The organism is Seonamhaeicola marinus (assembly GCF_008085455.1).
Genome location: NZ_VSDQ01000444.1, coordinates 1 through 802, shown reverse-complemented (window position 1 = coordinate 802; position 802 = coordinate 1). Strand labels below are relative to the sequence as shown.

The following is an 802-nucleotide window of genomic DNA, read 5'->3' as shown; positions in this document are numbered from 1 at the left end:
AAACAATACCTTCTTTATTGTTTACAGCAATGGCTTCAATTTCTTTTTTACCACTAAACTCACCAAACTTTCTAACCAAATTTGCGTGCACACCTACACTATCAGTAGTTAATTCATACTGATACAAATATGCTTTTTTAGGACCTGTTTTTCTACCTACAATGGCATATAACTTGTTAGTTTTTTCAGATTTATATAGTGCTATACCCATTGGTAAATTAGTTTCGGGTAGTGTAGCATCTGTAAAAACTTTAAAACCACCTTTATCTAAAGGTTTCATATCTGGAACTGAAAATAAACGTATTTGTTTACGCTCTCTTTCGGTAAATGCTATAACATCTACTTGAGTGGAATCGTTTATTTGAAAGCCGTAAGCAACATCAACGTTATTTGGTCGTTTTAAACCCCTAATAGTTTTATTTTCAACTACTTTACCATTCAGGTTAAAAGCGTAAATAGCGCCTTCAGTGTTTTTATCGGTGCCAAAAACAATACTTTTAGATGTATCGTTTTTGTTTATCCAAATTGCGGGGTCATCAGTATCATGCAATGTCTTTTCCGTAATAACATTAGGCGCTATTACAGGCAACTTTTTCCCGCATGATACAATTAGTAACCCTACAATTAATATTATAAACTTATGCATTTAAAAGAGCTAGTTTTTTGGTTTAAAAATATCATATTTTAAACCAAACGTAAGGCGTCTTCCGTAATACTCTGCTTGCATAGTTCTATTTTTCACACCTTGAAAATAACGTAATGGTTGATCTGTAATGTTATTAACATCAACATATAAACGTAA

Annotated in this window: 1 protein-coding gene; it reads right to left on the bottom strand. The window is 32.0% G+C overall.

What is annotated here, in order from left to right:
- Window positions 1–646 (bottom strand): phytase (locus tag FUA24_RS07625; protein ID WP_148541158.1); only part of this gene is annotated, 646 nt, incomplete at its 3' end.
- Between the last annotated feature and the right edge of the window lie 156 nt (window positions 647–802).